Annotated in this window: 14 protein-coding genes and 1 pseudogene; 8 read left to right on the top strand and 7 right to left on the bottom strand. The window is 70.3% G+C overall.

Features of this window, described 5'->3' with window-relative positions; translation table 11 throughout:
* Positions 1–19: 19 nt before the first annotated feature.
* Together WME97_RS26395 and WME97_RS26390 are read left to right on the top strand one after the other, a co-directional pair.
* The gene (locus WME97_RS26395) at positions 20–1564 is read left to right on the top strand and encodes a sensor histidine kinase (protein WP_437541142.1); all 1545 of its coding nucleotides are present in this window, start codon (positions 20–22) and stop codon (positions 1562–1564) included.
* A 29-nt stretch (positions 1565–1593) separates the two neighbouring features.
* Entirely contained in the window at positions 1594–3450 is a 1857-nt protein-coding gene (locus WME97_RS26390; RefSeq protein WP_437541141.1) for a hypothetical protein, read from the top strand.
* A 22-nt stretch (positions 3451–3472) separates the two neighbouring features.
* On the opposite strand, the gene WME97_RS26385 is transcribed toward WME97_RS26390, so the two are convergent.
* The 4 genes and pseudogenes from WME97_RS26385 to WME97_RS26370 form a co-directional block, all read right to left on the bottom strand.
* On the bottom strand, positions 3473–3649 hold the full coding sequence (locus WME97_RS26385) for a hypothetical protein (RefSeq protein ID WP_437541139.1): 177 nt from the start codon (positions 3647–3649) through the stop codon (positions 3473–3475).
* A gap of 186 nt (positions 3650–3835) precedes the next feature.
* Positions 3836–3960: pseudogene (locus WME97_RS26380) on the bottom strand (IS3 family transposase); the annotation flags it as partial.
* 63 nt (positions 3961–4023) lie between these two features.
* Positions 4024–4542, bottom strand: coding sequence for a DUF6968 family protein (locus tag WME97_RS26375; RefSeq protein WP_437541137.1), 519 nt, complete (start codon positions 4540–4542; stop codon positions 4024–4026).
* A complete protein-coding gene (locus WME97_RS26370) occupies positions 4463–4774 on the bottom strand; it encodes a hypothetical protein (RefSeq protein ID WP_437555684.1) in 312 nt (103 codons plus the stop codon). Before WME97_RS26370 ends, WME97_RS26375 begins: the two co-directional genes overlap by 80 nt.
* A gap of 464 nt (positions 4775–5238) precedes the next feature.
* Here WME97_RS26370 and WME97_RS26365 point away from each other — a divergent pair, with 464 nt between their 5' ends.
* Positions 5239–5625, top strand: a complete 387-nt coding sequence (locus WME97_RS26365; protein ID WP_437541135.1) for a VOC family protein — start codon at positions 5239–5241, stop codon at positions 5623–5625.
* A gap of 165 nt (positions 5626–5790) precedes the next feature.
* Here the strand turns inward: WME97_RS26365 and WME97_RS26360 are convergent, their stop codons facing one another.
* Positions 5791–7287, bottom strand: a complete 1497-nt coding sequence (locus WME97_RS26360; protein ID WP_437541132.1) for a hypothetical protein — start codon at positions 7285–7287, stop codon at positions 5791–5793.
* Positions 7288–7547: 260 nt separating this feature from the next.
* Positions 7548–9887: a hypothetical protein gene (locus tag WME97_RS26355; protein WP_437541130.1), complete on the bottom strand. Its 2340-nt coding sequence runs from the start codon at positions 9885–9887 to the stop codon at positions 7548–7550.
* 318 nt (positions 9888–10205) lie between these two features.
* Between WME97_RS26355 and WME97_RS26350 the strand changes: the two genes are divergently transcribed.
* From WME97_RS26350 to WME97_RS26340, 3 genes are all read left to right on the top strand, one after another.
* Entirely contained in the window at positions 10206–11750 is a 1545-nt protein-coding gene (locus tag WME97_RS26350) for a dockerin (protein ID WP_437541128.1), read from the top strand.
* Between the two features lie 106 nt (positions 11751–11856).
* Positions 11857–12432, top strand: a complete 576-nt coding sequence (locus tag WME97_RS26345; protein WP_437541126.1) for a TetR/AcrR family transcriptional regulator — start codon at positions 11857–11859, stop codon at positions 12430–12432.
* Complete coding sequence (locus WME97_RS26340; RefSeq protein WP_437541123.1) at positions 12429–13514, top strand: MBL fold metallo-hydrolase; 1086 nt, start codon at positions 12429–12431, stop codon at positions 13512–13514. The genes WME97_RS26345 and WME97_RS26340 overlap by 4 nt, the downstream gene beginning before the upstream one ends.
* 39 nt (positions 13515–13553) lie before the next feature.
* Here the strand turns inward: WME97_RS26340 and WME97_RS26335 are convergent, their stop codons facing one another.
* Positions 13554–13946, bottom strand: a complete 393-nt coding sequence (locus WME97_RS26335; RefSeq protein ID WP_437541121.1) for an MAPEG family protein — start codon at positions 13944–13946, stop codon at positions 13554–13556.
* Positions 13947–14215: 269 nt separating this feature from the next.
* On the opposite strand from WME97_RS26335, the gene WME97_RS26330 reads away from it, so the two are divergent.
* Complete coding sequence (locus WME97_RS26330; RefSeq protein WP_437541118.1) at positions 14216–14698, top strand: DUF1348 family protein; 483 nt, start codon at positions 14216–14218, stop codon at positions 14696–14698.
* A gap of 14 nt (positions 14699–14712) precedes the next feature.
* The gene (locus tag WME97_RS26325) at positions 14713–15384 is read left to right on the top strand and encodes a class I SAM-dependent methyltransferase (RefSeq protein WP_437541116.1); all 672 of its coding nucleotides are present in this window, start codon (positions 14713–14715) and stop codon (positions 15382–15384) included.
* Positions 15385–15465 lie beyond the last annotated feature (81 nt).

Genomic DNA, 15465 nt, shown 5'->3' with positions numbered 1-15465 from the left:
CGCGATGCCTGGTCCCACGATGCGCACGATGATCGAGCGCCTGCGCTGGGAGCTCGGCCGGATCCGCGTCCGGCTGCTTGTCGTGAACCTGGTGGTGCTGCTCGTGCCGGTGGCCGGGCTCGAGTTCGCGCGCCTCTACGAGCGGCAGCTGCTCGGCTCGCTGGAGCGCGACATGGCGAACCAGGCGGTCCTTGTCGCGGCGATGCTCGCGTCGGATCTCGATCGAGGGCTCGAGCTCGACGCGCCCGAGCACGGCGACATCTTGACCCAGGCCGCGAGGCTCACGCGCACGCGCGTCCGGATCCTCGACATGGCGGGCGCGGTCGTCGCCGACTCGCACGAGAACGGTCCACCCGAGGGGCCCGAGCCGGTGGCCCCCGCGCTCATGTCGACGCGCGGCCATCGCCCGAGCTCGGCGGACTTCCGGGAGCTCGCCGACAACGTGCGGCCGATCGGAAAGGGCGCGCGCGAGGGCTGGTCCGAGGTCCCGGATCGTCCCGAGGTGCGCGAGGCGCTCGCCGGGCGCCGCGCGGCGCGGACGCGTGTCCGGCAGCAGGAGCTGGCGGTCTTCCTGTTCCTGGCCGAGCCGATCCGGCGGGGCGGCGAGGTGCTCGGCGCGGTGTACGTTGTCCGCTCGACGCAGCCGGTGCTTGTCGAGCTGCACCGGATCCGCTCGGGGCTCATCAAGGTCCTCGTGGTCGCGAGCCTGTTCACGGGCCTCGTCACGCTGGCGCTCGCGTGGTCGATATCGAGGCCGCTCGGCAAGCTGTCGCGCGCGGCGAAGCGCATCGCGGCCGGCGAGCGCGACGTCGTGGTGCCCGTCTCCGGGACCGGCGAGATCCGCGAGCTCGGCGCGTCGTTTGCCGCGATGAACGAGCGGCTGGGGGCGCGGCTGCGGTACATCTCGGATTTTGCGGCCGATGTGGCGCACGAGTTCAAGTCGCCGCTGACGTCGATCCGGGGCGCCGCCGAGCTGCTCGACGAGGGGGCGGCGGACGATCTCGAGGCGCGTCGGCGCTTCCTGCGGAACATCGAGCTCGACGTGGCGCGGCTCGACCGGCTCGTGTCGAGGCTGCTGGAGCTGAGCCGGATCGAGGCCTCGATCGAGGCGATGACGGTGCTCGATCTGGAGGCGCTGGTGGCGCGCGTGGTGGAGCGACGCGCGAGCCCGGGGCAGCCGGTGGAGCTGCGGTACGAGATGCGGACGCGGCTGCTAAGGGCGCGGCAGACGGACCTGGAGACGGCGCTCTTGAACCTCGTCGACAACGCGGTGAAGTTCTCGCCGCCGGGAGAGCCGGTGGTGGTGACCGTCGAGGGCGGGGAGGGGAGGGAAGGGGAGAGGACGGCGAGGATCGCGGTGCGTGACCGCGGGCCGGGGGTGCCTCCGCAGCACCTGCCGAGGATCTTCGACAGGTTCTTCACGACCGACGAAGGCCGCGACGGGACGGGGCTGGGGTTGGCGATCGTGAAGAGCGTCGTCGAGGCGCACGGCGGGGTAGTGACCGTGGAGAGCGCGCCGGGGGAGGGGGCGAGCTTCGTGGTGGAGCTGCCGGTGCGGCAGTGAGGAGTTATCCGCGCGGGATGGAGTCGCTGATGGAGACCTCGCCCGGGAAAGATGCGCTGGCGCGCTCGCTCCACGAGTGGCGTCTCGCGGATCGGTCGTTCGGAGAGGCCGAGTCCGAGCCGGCGCGCGTCGAGGCGATGCTCCGGCAGCTCCGGGCGAGGGAGATCGCGGAGCGGACCTGCTGGGCCGAGAGGGGGATCCCCTTCAGCTTGCGGACGAGAGCGCTGGAGTCCGGGCTGTGGAGCACGGAGGAGACGATTGAGCGGCTTCGCCGCGTCGATTTCGTGAGCCGTCATGCGTACGTCTTCCAGCACCTCGGGGTGTTCCCCGACACCTCGCTTCGCGCCCTGCTCGCGCTCTCGCTTCAGCCTCAGCCCGGCGATGGATCGGGGTGGTTCATCGACGAGGCGGCGGTAACTGCGATCGCGGTGCGCCTCGCGCGCGCCGGACAGCACGACGCTGCGCTCGACGCGATCTGCGCTCTGGGCGCGCGCCGCGCCGAGACGCGGCAGGAGGCCGAGTGCGAGGGGCTCGACGGAGCGCTGGGCGAGCGCGCGGCGCGGGCGGAGACAGAGGCTGAGGAGCGCGGGTCGACATCCCCTGTCGAAGCGGCGGAGTCGCGGCTCGGGCGCCTTCTGTTCGGCCAGAAGCACGTGGCGACGATCCTCACGGAAAGCGGGTTTCATGGAGTACTCGACTTCGCCGAGCACCATGCCGCCGGCGACGAGCTGGCGCTGGTGATGGAGGTCGCCCGTGGGCTCGCGGGTGAGCGGCGCTTCCGGCTCGCAGGGGTGCTGTTGCGCAGCGGGGAAGATCTTCACGACCTGCCCGGATTCGCCGAGCTGTTCTCCCCCGAGGAGCAACGGGACCATCTGCGGGCGGTGCTCGCGCGCTACGAGCGGCCGGTCAGCGTGGAGATTCTTTACACGCTCGAGCGCGCCGTACAGCTCGCCGACGGCGCGCCGCGCGGCGTTCTCCTCTCACTCTACCTCGACGAGGTGCGTGCGCGCGCCGGGCGTGTGCGGCTGAGGGGGATCTTCACCGCTGCGATGCTCGCCGAGGGCGACCAGCGCGCGGCGCTCATCGAAGAGACGCTGGCAGCGGTGGAAGGGGGCGACGACCTCGACGAAGAGGATCGTGTCGAGGCGATCGCGGCGGTGTTGCCGCTGGGGCCGGCGGAGCGCGCCGTGCCGCTCGCTGGGAGGGTGCTCGACGCGGTTGCGGAAGGCCAAATCGGCAGGACACAGGCGGGCGATCGGCTGATGGCCATTCCCGACCCCGTGTGGGCCATGCTGCCCGCGTCCCGGTGGGAGCCGGGATTGCGCTGGGCGCTGGAGAACGGGGCGGAGTTCTTCGAGTGGACATCCTGGATGCAGAAGACGTTGCCGCGCGAGGTGTGCGTTATGCTCGAAACGCAGGTCGAGGCGGCTCCGTCCGCGGGCGCGGACGACCCTGCGGCGTGTCCGAGCGACGCCCCGGCGGACGGAGGAGGAGACGGGGACCTGTCGCCCGAGGAGCGGTTCCGCGGCTGGGCTCGCGTGGCGGCGTCGCTGTCCGAGGCCGAGCGCGTGGCCAGCGCGTCGGAGATCGAAGCCGCTGCACGAGCGTTCCTGGCGCTGGTGGACGTGGAGGACGGCGTGCTCTGCAACACCCTGGCAAGCTTCCCCGACGCCGCGCTCCGGGCGATCTGGTCGGTGCACGCGCGCGCCGATGCGTGGCAACGGACCATCGACATCAGCGAGCCTGCCCTGTTCGCCTACTTGCCGTCGGAGCACTACCTCCACGCGGAGGCCGTCCTCCAGCTCATCCTCCGGCTCGGCGGCTCCTCGGCGCTCTGCGACTTTGTGCGCATGCTCGTCGGCCTTCAACACGAGTCCGCTGCTTGATGCCCCCGAGCCGGAGGTCAGGTCAGGGCGCGGGTGGTTCACGCACGCTCATGATCAGATCGATCGAGCTCTGCACCTGCGCCAGCCGCTCCGTAGGGGACAGGCTGAGCATCCAGCGGACGAGGGAGCGGTCCACGCCGTTCTCGTCGTAGGGGTTGTCGTCCCAGTCCTCGGCGGGAAGGTCCAGAGGCTCGGGCATGCTCGGAGCCTAGCATCCGGGGGCCGGCAAGCTGCGGGCACCCTGCTTGGGGTCGCCCTGCCCGGTTTCCAGTCGTCCCGGAGCAGCGAACCAAGCCGGCGTCGCCGCCCTGAGCTAGCGCGCCGGGTACGGCGAGCTTCACCAGGTTCGGCTGGCGAGCCGGCATGGCTTCAGCCTCGGGTAGCTCACCGCCGTCTCGGTCAGGTCGAGGTCCTTCGCACCTGTCCGATGCTCTGGTCGCCCGCCTTCGACGGCCGTACCGCCTCCGCCTTGAACTCGGGCGTGACTGCCCTCCGCTTTCTCCGTCCCAGCCCTACCTCTTGGTGCCGTCGGGGGGGCCCGCGGAAGCGGGGGAGCACCAGACCGAGCGAGCCTCAAGGCCCGCGCTTCCTCCGTGCGCGCTCCTTGAGAGCCGCAGCCACGATCTCGCCCACGCGCTCCGTTTCATCATCTACGAGCTTTTCTAGTCTGCGCTGAAACCAGAGCCCAAACGGACCATCTATAGGAAGCGGCAGCCCGATGTCTCCGGGCTCTTGGCCCAGCCATGTGATCGGCAGCCCGCATTTCTCGAGCGCGTGTCGCGCATACCGCATGGCACATTGGATTGCCTGGACGGCGTCGAGCCCTTCGACATACTGGATGTCTGGCTCCAGCCCATCAAGAAGAACAGGGCACGTCCACGAGCCGCTGGGCGAGGTCGGTTGTATTGGTTCGCCGATCTTCAGGACGATCTCGCGACCTGGTTCACCTTCGACGCTATACCGGCGAACGGCTATGATCTTGTATTTTTGTCGAGGCACGCGCGCAGGATAGCTAAAATTCGTAGATGCACCAGTTGATCCACTTGATGGGCCTGTCGAAGCGATGCGACCAGCAACGTCCCCGTTGGTCATCTTCCGTGAGCGAGCGACAGAATGCCTCCTTGACCGCCACCCTGTCCGCGGTGATGGCAACGCACAGGGTAAGCTCGAAGGTATCTCGCGGTTTGGCCTCGTCCGCTCCCTCGCTTGCAGTAGCAACGCTCGGCTCCTCGCTCGTCTCGTCGGCCGGGTTCTCACTCAGATCACCTACGCAGGATGAGAGTGAGAGCAGGGCAAAACTGGCGATCAAATGCTTGCCGCACATGGCTGCTCCCGCTTGCGACATTTGCGCCAGCCGAGGTGTGCCGCTGATGCTCCTTGGAAACACCACGGATGCCGAGTGTCGGTGCGTACGTTGGTAGCGGAACGCCCCTCCGGGGGGGCATCAACCGAGCGGTCGACGAGCGATCCTATGGCAAGAGCCCGGCGCCGCGCCCGGCTTGCCGAGCGGCGCCGCCCGCGCGGCAACGCTCGCGCGCCGAGCCGGCTTGCCCACCTCGTCGCCTCGCCGAGCGCGCGCGGCGCCCTCCTCGACCGCCACGCCGGCGCGTCGACGTCTCGCCGGACGTTGCCAGGTCGCGATCGCTTCGCTATCTTCTTGCTCGCCGAAAGAGGTAGGCCGGTTCAGGCGAGCCCCGGCCACTCCCATGACGGGAGCCCATGTCCCCTCCACCACGGAGTGAGGTCCCACGGCACCTGGACGCACGTGCGTCCTCCGTGGAGGCTCCCATGCATCTCAATCACATCGATCTCCAGGTCCCCGACGTCCTCGAAACGGCCGCGTTCTTCGAGCGGCACTTTCAGTTCGAGGTCCACGGCAACCGGCACTCGCCGGCGATCGCCATCCTCACGGGGCCCGGCGACTTCACGCTCGTCCTCCAGCGCCGGCGCGAGGAGGATGGCCCTTATCCGGAGGGCTTCCACGTCGGCTTCATCGTCGGCGACGTGGCCACCGTGTACGACAAGCACGCGGCGATCGTCGCGGCGGGCATCGACAGCGGCCCCGTGAGCGAGAACGGCCGCGGCGTGATGTTCTATTTCAAGGCGCCCGGCGACATCCTCATCGAGGTGAGCTGCCGGCGCCGCCCGCTCCCCGCGGTGCGCGCCGACGCTTGACGGCGAACGGCCGCCCGGACGCGCAGTGATCGAGGCAGGGAGCTCCCGAGATTCCGAGGGCATTCCGCCGCTTCGGTCCTTTCTCATCGAGGCGATCGCCCTCGAGCAGAGACGGGCGGCAGGGTCGGGATCCCCGGCGACATCGTAGCTCACCGAACGTCGCCGTCAGCTGCTACGCGTTCGTTGTCGCCGAACGCGTGCGGCATTTTTCCCCCTCGGCCGAACGGACGCGTTTCCCCGCGCCGTTCCGGCTCGCGGCTTGAGCGCCATTTGGGTGACTCTTGCCGCACGCTCTCGAGCAGACCTAACCGCCGCGCGGAGCGACGGCAGGAACCCCCAGACGACGAGCGCGATCAGCGCCACCGTGGACAGGTAGAAAGTCGAGCGCCATGGGTGGGACACGGCGTTGCTGAACCAGTATAGCTCAGGGGCGTTGATCGACGCGTGCGCTGCACACAGGAACAGCCACATGCGCCATCCACGACGGCGAACCCCCATCACCAGCGCGACAGCGCCCCCAGCGAGCGCAGCGAGGTGCGCGACGCTCAGCGCGAGCGCGGCCAGGTCGACGTAGCCCGCCGAGTCCATCGAGCGGGCGGCCGCCCGCTCGCCCGGTGCGTAGAGCGACAGGATCGCTATCCACGCGAACAGGCCCGCGGGGCTGAGCAGGGAGAGCACGACAGATACGGCGCCGATCCAGCGCCCAGAGTCGAGCGATCCCTTTCGTCGTACCTTGGCGAAGAGGAGGCACGCCATCAGCAGCGCGGGCAGAGGCGAGTAATAGACGAGTAGATAAAGGAAGCTCGCACCGCCCCCGACGACCAGGAACCAGACGCCGCGCGCGGCGAACGGTATCACGGCCCACGTTACGGCGCGCCGGGCCGAGATCTCTGCGTCGCCGCTCGGCTCGTCAGGCACGTCGAGCGCCTGCTGCTCCGCTCGAGGCGCAGGCTCGGGCCGAGGAGCCGGCTCCACAAGGAGGCGAAGACGAGAGATCAGGGAGCGGACCCAGAGGAGCGTCGCTGCCATCAAGATGGGAGATGCGTCGTACCAGGACGAGCGCGCGGCTCGCGCGAGCTCGTCATGAGAATAGGCGTAGTAACGGATAACGAGATCCACGCCGCCGTAGACGACCCAGAGAGCTCCGAGCGCAAGGCTGGAGGTCGCGGAGCCGCCTCGGCCCAGGAGCCGGAAAGGGTGCGCGAGGTACGCAAAGCCGAGCGCCAGGACGATCGCGCGAGAGAACATCACCAAGGGCGAGAGCAGGAGATCCTCGCGCACCAAGGACAGGAGCGCCAGCGCGCCCCAGAGGACGGCGCCGAGCCGGACACCGATGCGGTGTCGCTCAGCGAGCCGGCTCGCCGGCTCGGGCGGGGCAACCGTGAGCCGAAACAGCCCGAGCAAAGCCAGCGCCGTTGCGAGCAGCCCGAGGACAAATCCTGGGAGACGGCTCGTGAGCACCTCCCCGAGCGCCGCTCCGAGGAGCCCACCCCCGGATCTTTCTGCACCGAAGGACAGGGCGCGCCACAGCAGCGGGACGGCAATGCCGTCCAAGGCAATTGACCAGGCCAGCGTCCGCACGCCACCGGCCGCTGTCTTCAGCCAGCGCACGCGAGGAGCGAGCTCGCTCGCGTCGGCGCCAGCGATCTTCACTGGATCCATGACTCCCCCTCGACAGGAACAGCCGGTTTCCGGGGCGCGCCTCGACCTCGCCCGGCCGGCTCAGCCTTCGATGGGGACGCTGCGGCGTCAAGCACAGCGGAGGGAGCGGGGGCGAGGCCCGCTCGGCCTCGCTCCACGTGTTCGGGCCGGCTACTACAGATTGACGAACTTCGCGACCGACAGCACGCCTCGCGTCGCGGGATGGCCTCCGAGGCGGCGCTCGCGGCTGCGTTCGGGTTCGAGGGGACCCAGACGAACTGCTACCGGCCTCTCCTCGCCAGCGCCGCGCCGAGCTTGGCGAGCTTCTTCTCCTCGGCAAACCAGGAGAGGCATTCGTGGCGCGTCTTGCGTTGCGTCGCGGAAAGGCTCTTTCCATTGTCGAGCTTTCCCGCGAGCACATCGATCAAGAATGCCTCGGTCGAGGGGTGCCATGCGTAGAAGAGCGGCCAGAGGGACTTCGCCGGCAGGCGCGCCAGGCCATAATGACCTGGCACGGATTGCTCGCGGCGGATGAGCTCGATCAGCGCCGGGGCCAGCTTCCCGCCGTCCGCCCGCTCGATCGGTCTGGCGAGCTTCACCCAGGCCGGCCGCGGAGTGGCGAAGGATGCCCAATCGTTCCGGACGAGCTGCTGGTAAGCGGCGAGCGCCGCGACCACCGCCTCCATCGGCGCGCCGGCGTGGACCATCGCGTCGAAGACGTCGCGCAGCGGGTCGAGCTCGTCGAGCTTGGCCTCGAGACGCCGCCTCAAGCGGCTCCACGCGTCGTCGCCGAGCGCGGAGAGGACCTGCTCCTCGTCGATCGCCTCGGCGCCGCCGAGCGCCTGCAGGAAAGCGAAGAATGCCGCGCGCTCGGCCTTTTCATGGCGGGGCAAGATATCGAATGCGATCTCGTGCGCGTCGTCGAGGACGCTCTCCAGACGGTCGGCGTCGCGCCGGTCGGCGAAGCGATCGAGGAGCGGTCGGGCGCGCTGCGCCAGCTCGAGCCGATCGGGCAGCGTCACGCCGTCCTCCTCGCCGAGCTTCCACAGGGCCGCCGAGTGATCGACGATGGCCTTGACCAAGGCGAAGGCGATAGGAATCGACGTGCCTCGCTCGCGTGCGTCGGGGACCACCCGCCAGGGCTGTGCGCACCAGACGGCGGCCGCTCGGCTGCGTTCGTCGTCGCCACGCTCGCTCGCGAGGAACCACTCGGGGTCGAAGTGCTCCGGGATCGCGCCGCCATTCTCCTTGCCTGCACGCTCGAGGCGTCGGATGTCCTCCCCATGGAGGTCGCCTTGCCAGGAGAGCCCGGCGGCGGTAGCGAGCGTCCGCGCCCGGCGATAATCGTCGAGCGCGCCGGCGGTATCTCCGGATCCCTCGCGGACCAAGGCCCGCGCGGCGAAGATGCGCGCCTCGAAGCCGCGATCCGTGACCCCTTGGCCGGCCCGGGCGCGCGCCTCGTCACCTCGAGCGCGCTCGTCGACGAGGGCGACCGCCTCCTCGGCGAGCACGCGCGCCCTCGCGAGGAGCGACGAACGCTCGGTCTCGGAGATGGCCTTTGCTTTCTTGGTCTTCGGGCGGTCGCGGCAGGGGTCTTCCCCGCCCGCGAGCTTCCCGAGGGCTCGCGCCACCCGCGCGAGCCCCATCGCCTTTCGATCCTGCCGGTCGCCCCGATGAAAGAAGCCGAGCGAGAGTCCTTGCGCCGGATCGTCGATCGGCCCGGCCGCGCGCCAGTCCTCCGCGGCGGCGCGCTCGTCGCCGCGGTAGAGCCGGCATTCCCAGCGGGCGCGGAGCAGCTCTGCGCTGGCGATCCCCGCGTCGAGCGCCGCCGACAGCCACGGCTCGGCCTCGGCGTGGGCGCTGCGCTCGAACAGCTTGTACCCGAGCATCTCGGCGATCCCCACCGCCGCCTCGAAGACGGCGCCGTCCCCCTCCTTCAGCCACCCCTCGAGCGCAGGCTGGATGTTCTTCATGAACGTGAGGTGATTGTCATTCGAGAGGTGCTTCGTGGTGGCTCGATAATGCTTGGCCACGAAGAGGCGCTCGCGAGGATCGCTGCTCCCGGCGTGAGACGCGAGCGCCTTCAGGTGGCCGCCGAGCGAGGAGGTCGAGCTGGTCCGCTGCTCGAGCTCCGGCAGCTTCGCGAGCACCTCCTCCCGGAGCCCGTTTGGCACGGCGCGCTCGAGCTCCAGCCAATAGCCGGAGTCGACGTCAAGGACGTGCCGGAGGAGGAGGACCGCCTCTTCGTGCGCATCGTCATCGAGCCCGAGGGCGATCCGGCCCACCGCGGGCAGCGCCGCCTGCTGGAGGTTCTGCCAGTTGTTCCATTGCGTCGAGAAGCTGAGGGGATAAGGGGTGAGCGTCGGCAGCAGGCAGCGGAGGCCGTGCCCCTCGCTCGCGCGGGCCTCGGCCCAGAGCCGCCCGGCGAGGAGGTAGAGGGCGGAGCCCCGCTGGCGGATGAGGGTCGTCCCGCCTTCGCCTGCCTGGAGGGTCACTTCGATCGACGCTCCGACGAGCCTCGCAGTGAACGGGGGGACTTCGCGCGTTCCTTCGAAGAAATTCGATGAAAAGAGCGCGAAGAGCTCCGCGAGGGCATCGTGCAACGCTGCATTGGCCTGCATCGGGAGCGACCGTACCACGTGCTCGGCGATGGGTACGCGGGCGGGGCGCCGATGGAGGGGCTCAGGTGAGACCGACCCTGCTCGAGGTTTCGAGGCTCCGGCGTGATGAGGCCCGTGAGACCCGACCGAGATTGCCCCCCCGCGCTCGACGCCCAGGCGGAGCTCCCGACCGAGGTAGAGGTCCCCATCAACTGAATCGGTTCAGTTTTTCTGCGCCTCCGTGCTATGGCCGGTCGTGGTTTCCACCACGCGGCCTGACGATCGACGCTCCGGGCCGCGCGATCACCCGGCCCGCTCGTGCAGCGGCAAGGAGCCAACATGCGACAATCTTCGTTCTTGAGCCTCGGTTCGTCAGGCACTCTCGCTCTCCTCCTCGCGGCGTTCGGATGCGACTCGTCGGACGGGACGTCCTCTGGCGCCGGCGGTCACGGCGCCGGCGGTCAGGACGCGACGAGCAGCGCGAGCGGCTCCGGCGGCTCCGGCGGTCAGGGCGCGACGGGCAGCGCGAGCGGCTCCGGCGGCGCGGCGGGCACCGGCGGCGCCGGCGAAGGGGGCGGCGGCGCGGCAGGCACTGGCGGCGCTGGCGGCGCTGGAGAAGGGGGCGGCGGCGCGCCGCCGGCGCCGCTCTGGGACTGGAGCGGCATCGTCGGCACGGGACAGAGCCTCTCGGTCGGCGCGGAGGGCACGCCGCCCCGCACCACGACGCAGCGCTTTCACAACCTGAAGCTGTCCCTCGGGAACGCGAGCGTGCCCCCCTTCGATGCGGCCAGCACGGCCCTCACCCTGGTGCCGCTCGTCGAGCCGATCCGCGGGTTCGCGACGACCTACCCCAGCGCTTACCCGAAGAACATCTATGGCGAGACGCCGCACACGGCCATGGCCGACCAGATCTCGTCCCTCGCGGAGGCAGCCGCCGGCGGCGATCACGTCACGGTGCACACCGTCGTCGGCGAGAGCGGGCAGCCGATGAGCGTCCTCCGGAAGGGCGCCACCCAGACGGCCACGGGCGACACGTCGATGGGCCGCGCCTACGCGGCGACGCTGTTCGAGGCGGAGGCCATCGCGCGCCTCGCCAGGGGGGCCGGCAAGACGTACGGCGTCGGCGCCATCGTGATCACGCACGGCGAGTCGGACGCCGGCAGCGCGACCTACGGGGATGAACTGGTAAAGCTGTGGTCCGACTACAACCAGGATCTCCTCCGGATCACCGGCCAGTCGCGGAGCATCCCCCTGCTCGTGTCCCAGCAGAACTCGGTGCACACCGACGCTGGCACGCGGTCGACGTCGACGCAGGCGCAGTGGCGCGTGGGCGTCGATCACCCGGGCGATATCGTCTGCTCGGGTCCGAAGTACCAGTATCCGTATGCGAACGATCACATCCACCTGAACGCGAACGGCTACCAGCAGCTCGGCGAGAAATTCGGCCAGATCTACTTCGAGAAGGTCGTCCTCGGGAAGGACTGGCAGCCGCTCCAGCCGACGCGCGTCGAGCGCAGCGGCAACGTCGTCACCGTGCACTTCCATGTCCCGGTGCCGCCGCTCGCCTGGGACAGCGCGCTGCCGTCTCCTCACCAGACCGCGTTCACGGAGTGGGCGCAGGGCCGCGGCTTCGAGCTCTGGAGCGGCAACACCCGGATCCCGATCAGCGGCGTGGAGATCTCCGGCGATTCGGTGCAGATCACCGCGCGGAACCTCCCCGCGTCCGGCGTGATGGTCGGCTATGCGATGACGACCGACGGGACGTCGATGACGGGCGGCACGATCCGCTGGGGCCAGCTGCGCGACTCCGATCCGTTCGTCGGCTCGACGACGGGCAAGGCCCAGCCGAACTACAGCGTGGCGTTCGAGATGAACGTCCCCTGACGGGCCGCTCCGGCGCGGCGTTCCGATCGGAGCGCCTGCGGGCGGCGGTCCGCAGGCGCATCTCCGCGCGCTTGACAAGACAGACCTGTCTGTCTAGAACAGCGGCGTGCGGGACGCCAGGCGCCACATCCTCGAGGTCGCGGAGCGCCTCTTCTACGCCGAGGGGTATCGCGCCGTCGGCGTCGATCGCTTGATCGCCGAGGCGGACGTCGCCAAGGCCACCTTCTACCGCCACTTTCCGACGAAGGACGACCTGCTCGTGGCGGTGCTGGACGCGCGCGACGCGCGCTTTCGCGAGTGGCTGGCCGGGCGAGTCGAGGCGGTCGCGGACGATCCGCGGGACCGGCCGCTCGCGGTCTTCGACGCGCTCGCCGAGCTGTTCGCCGCCGACGACTTTCGCGGCTGCGCGTTCCTCAACACGATGGTCGAGGTCGCGAGCCGGAGCCACCCGGCGCACCAGGCCGCGCAGCGCCACAAGCAGCGGCTCATCGACTATTTCGAGCGGCTCTTGCGCGAGGCCGGCGTGCCGTCGGCCAGCGCGCTGGCGCCGCAGATCCTGCTGCTGATCGACGGCGCGATCGTGACCGCCGTCCGCGAGGGGGGACCGGGCGCCGCCGCGCGCGCGCGGTCCCTCGCCGAGAACCTCATCGCAACAGCGCGGCCAGGAAGGCGACGACGATGAACCGCATCACGGGTGTCCCGAGCAGGTGGAATGGACGTGCCGAGCAGCTCCCGCAGCCCGCCGGGGCGGAGCCCGGCGCAGGCGCGCCCTCGATGGGTCGCCCGCGCAGGCCACGGGCGCCCGTGAGCTCGGTGGTCGCCGCGCTGCTCGCGCTCTCCCTGACGGCCTGTGCATCGCCGGACCGCGGCGGAGCCAGCGCGCCGCCGGCCGCCGCGGCCGCCGCGGCCGCCGCGACCGCGCCGCCGGCCGGCGAAGCCGCCGCAGCCGAGGCCTCGAGCGGGCGCCTCCAGTGGCGCGGCGGCCCGACGGCGATCCTCGAGCGCGACGGCCTCCGGCTGCTCACCGATCCTGTCCTTGGCCCGCGCGGCCCGGCGGCGTTTGCGCTCCCAAAGCACCCGTCGACCGGCGTCGAGAACGCGCCGGTCGCCCGCTATACCGATCCTCCGGCGGAGCCGCTCGGGCACCTCGACGTCATCCTCCTCAGCCACAACCATGCTGACCATTTCGACGCCGTCGCGAAGGAGACGCTCCCGAAGGACGTCACCTTCATCCTCCCTCCCGACGCGGTCGGCGCGGCGCGCGCCGCGGGATTCACGAAGCTGACGCCGCTCGATTGGGACAACGAGGCCGTGCTCCCGACCCGCGCCGGCCGCCTGCGGATCCTCGCCGTCCCGGCGAACCACTCCCACGATGCGGCGCTCGACGCGACGCTCGGCAAGGGGAACGGCTATGTGCTCCGCTGGGAGGGCGCGACGCCCTATTCGGTCTACTGGACCGGCGACTCGGTCTTCACCGAGCCGATGCGCGCGGTGGCGGCTCGCTTCGCGCCCATCGATCTCTGGCTCCCGCACCTCGGCGCGGTCGGCGTCGACGGCGCGCGCGGCCTCCGCACGATGGACGCGGAGGAGGCGGTCGCCGCCGCCGCGCTGCTCCGCGCCCGCCACGTGATTCCTATCCACCACACAACGTTCGCCCATTACCGCGAGCCCGTGACGGCGTTCACCCAGCGCGCCGCCTCGAAGAACCTGCCTGCGCAGGTCCACGTCCCGACGGACGGCGCGTGGATGCCCCTGCCGCGCTGAGCCTGCCACGGCGCCCCCGCCGCGCCGGCGCTGCGGCGTTCAGACCAGCCACTTCAGGAGGAAGAGGCCCACGGTGGCGGCGAAGCCGATGATCCAGACAGCGGTCCGGGCAGAGGCCTTGTCGCCGATGTACATGACCAGATAGAGAACGCGCGCGGCGACGTGGGTGACGGCGAGGATGGCGCTCCAGCGAGCGTCGGCGCCCGCGAGGTGGGCCGTGAAGACGGCGGCGGCGAAGGGCGCAAACGCCTCGAAGCCGTTCTGGTGGGCGGCGAGGGCGCGGCGCCCGACGCCGGTGAGCTTGGCCTGCTGGTCGCGCGGGTTGCGGTTGTCCAGGCCCTCGGGCTGCTGTGACTGCGCCCTGGCGACGAACAGGCGGGCCACGTAGATCAAGAGAAGTGAGATGAAGACGCACGTCAACGGAATGGTCATCGGATCCCTCTCGAGCGCACAGGCTCCTCGAAGCGCGGAGCGACTCTAACGAGCTCCCGCCGCCGGCGCGAGCGCCAAGCGTCGTGGCCGCTCCCACGGCGCCTGCGCCGGGGCGGGCAAGGCGGTCCCGCGGGGCGGCGCGCTCGAGCGACGGACGCGCGCCGATGGCAGGACGGGAGCGGCCGGTCCGCGGTACGGCCCTGGGGAGCTTCGCGTGAAAAGGGGTTGCCGGGGATGGGAGATTCGAGGAAGGTTCGTTCAGGTGCACCTTGAGCGAAGATCCTGTCGTGTCGCGCCCGCCGCTGCCGCCCTTCACCGCCGAGACCGCCGCCCGGAAAGCGCGGCTGGCGGAGGACGCCTGGAACAGCCGGGATCCCGCGCGCGTGGCTCAGGCCTACACGGTCGATAGCCGCTGGCGGAACCGGGCGGAGTTCTTCCAGGGGCGGGCGGCGATCGAGGCGTTTCTGCAGCGCAAATGGCAGCGGGAGCTGGAATACCGCCTGATCAAGGAGGTCTGGGCGTTCACCGGGGACCGGATCGCGGTGCGCTTCGCCTATGAATGGCACGACGACAGCGGCAACTGGTACCGGTCCCATGGCAACGAGCAGTGGGAGTTCGATGCGCAGGGGCTGATGCGGCGGCGCGAGGCGAGCATCAATGACGTGCGGATCGCGGCGGAGGAGCGGAGGTTCCACTGGCCGCTCGGGCGGCGACCCGACGAGCATCCTGGGCTGAGCGAGCTCAGCTTGTGATGCCGAGCGAGCTCATGTCCAGCTCTCCAGACAAACCCGAGATCGCCACGGCCTATGATCGCTGGGCCGCGACGTACGATGACGATTTCAACCGGACCCGCGAGCTGGCGGCGGAGGTCCTCCGGCAACGCGGCCTGGCGCTGGCCGGCAGGGACGTTCTCGAGATCGGCTGCGGCACCGGGCGCAACACGCAGTGGCTCGACGAGCAGGCGAGGAGCGTCCTCGCGCTGGATTTCTCCGAGGGGATGTTGCGTCGCGCGAGGGCCCGCGTGTCTTCTCCCCGCGTCCGGTTCGTGCAGCACGACATTCGCGCTTCCTGGCCCCTCGAGGCGGGCTCGTCCGACGTCGTGATTGCCATGCTCGTGCTGGAGCATATCGAGGACATCGACGCGGTCTTCGCCGAGGCTGCCCGCGCCTTGCGCGCGGGAGGGGAGCTCTTCCTGTGCGAGCTGCACCCCGTGCGACAGATGCGCGGGGGCCAGGCCAATTTCGTCAACCCGGAGACGGGCCAGCCCGAGCGTGTGACCGCGTTCCTGCATGACGTGTCACAGTACGTGAACGGCGGCCTGAAGGCCGGGTTCGAGCTCGTTCACCTGGGCGAGTGGCGCGACGCGGAGGCCGTCAGGAGCGACCCGCCGCGGCTCCTGTCCGTGCAGCTCAGGCGCACGGCTCACTCGCCTGGCTAGCGGCTGAGTCCGTAGCACACAGATCTGCGCTCCGCTGTAGAACCCATCGTTGCGTTCTGGAGCGCCGTTCGGGTGACGTGG

Source organism: Sorangium sp. So ce367 (assembly GCF_051520455.1).
Taxonomy (GTDB): Bacteria; Myxococcota_A; Polyangia; order Polyangiales; family Polyangiaceae; genus Sorangium; species Sorangium cellulosum_B.
The sequence above is the reverse complement of the archived record's forward strand: the minus strand, read 5'-3'. Positions and strand labels throughout refer to the sequence as shown.